The sequence below is a fragment of the Candidatus Aquicultor secundus genome (assembly GCF_002791875.1).
In the GTDB taxonomy this organism is placed as follows: domain Bacteria; phylum Actinomycetota; class Aquicultoria; order Aquicultorales; family Aquicultoraceae; genus Aquicultor_A; species Aquicultor_A secundus.
In genome coordinates this window covers 1-1,305 of the sequence record NZ_PFNG01000103.1, presented here as the reverse complement: position 1 = coordinate 1,305, position 1,305 = coordinate 1, and the positions used below count along the sequence as shown (strand labels likewise).

Annotated in this window: 1 protein-coding gene; it reads right to left on the bottom strand. The window is 48.9% G+C overall.

Annotation, left to right across the window (positions count from 1 at the left end; all coding sequences use genetic code 11):
- Positions 1-1,305, bottom strand: a 1,305-nt coding sequence (locus COY37_RS04390; protein WP_286976336.1) for a hypothetical protein, incomplete at both ends; no start/stop codon positions are given.

Here is a 1,305-nt window from a genome sequence, read left to right as displayed (position 1 = left end):
TATTCACTTCGCCTGTGCTTGTTTGTTTTACATGATACGTTGTCTGTCCTTGTCCTATATTTGTGGGATACTCATCAATTGTTATGAGCACACCGGGTATCGGGTTGCCCCACTGGTCATAGGCTTGTTCATACCTTGCAGGTAAACGATCAAGATTATTGTTCGCGGCATAATTTAAGTTGCTTGTGTAAATCGCCTTCTGTGGTTTGTTCGATAAACCACTACTTTCGCTATGGCACCTTCCACAGCTGCTTGAACCCTTATGGCAGTTACGGCAATGGGGACCGAATACAGCTAGATCCTCCGGATTGAACTGCATCTGACGTCCGCAGTGCCTTGAGTTCTCATCGTGGCCGTATGCGATGTCATACTCGCCTTTCCACTGTGTGGCATCGGTAGCGATTGGATTGCTAGTGGCCTCTAAAGTACCGCCACTGCCACCTGTTTGTGTCTGATCCCTTAGCGCACGATCCTCACTGAATAGTGGGGCTGCTACGGTGTGTAGTCCTACGTTACCATCATGGCAGTCAGAGCAGAACTCATTGATATTCCAGACGCCCGTATGGTTCGGTACTGATTGGAGGTATGTGCGAACAGTATATGCATCACTGCCCCCGGGCAACTTCGCAATACCTATCGGGCTATTCCAGTCAATCGGGATTTTGTTCACCGGGTATGCCCTGTTAGTATCGTATTGGTGAAGCAGACCGGCTGTTACAGACGATTCACCGTTAATTAGCTCAGAATACGCAAAAATCATATCGCTAATCTCTGCGCCCAACGCAATGCTGGTAGTCTCTATCGACCCCGCTTCACCCTCGGCATCACCTATCTTGTAATAGGCAATCGTCTCACTCGTCGTGGCAATCTCACGGTCTGCATCTTTAACCAGAAGCCAGCTGCCTGACAGATACAGCGGTACCGAAGTGTAATATCCTGTGGCAAAATTGCCATTGCCATCTAAAGTTTTCTTATGGCAATCAATGCACTTAATGCTAGCGCCCGGGGGATCAGTTACGCTGCCGTGCCCCGGGTTTACGATGCTGTAATACCTTGTTTCGCCATTATAATAAGGAGGCGTGTACCTTGCATCCGCCCACGCCAAGCCTTTGACCTGACCTTGATCATTATAACCTAGCAACCTCTGTGGATTAGCATGCGGGCTGTGGCAGTCGAAGCATGAGAAACCACCCATCCAGTAGTTAGGGGTATATGCCGGATAGGTATCATCTGGCGCTTTCCACTTACCTGAGCTAATACCAAAGCCCATGGTGTGTCCAACGTTGTACTCAGTGGTATAGTTGT